General features: G+C 55.4%; 1 pseudogene. It reads left to right on the forward strand.

From position 1 onward, the window contains the following. Nucleotides 1–213 (forward strand): annotated as a pseudogene (locus ACX9YW_RS23820) (IS1634 family transposase); the annotation flags it as partial.

A 213-nucleotide genomic window follows, 5' to 3' on the forward strand; every position in this document is an offset into this window, starting at 1 on the left:
TGACTGCACAAATGTGTTTTTTGAGACGGAGACCGACGACGACTTCCGCAAATACGGCCATTCCAAAGAAAACCGCCCCAACCCGCTGGTACAGATAGGGATGTTCATGGATATGGACGGCCTGCCTCTTGGAATGTGTGTAAACCCGGGCAACACGTCCGAACAGAAGACGCTGCAGCCGCTCGAGGAGGTGCTGGCCGAGAAGTTCGGGCT

Source organism: Pseudoneobacillus rhizolycopersici, from assembly GCF_054786815.1.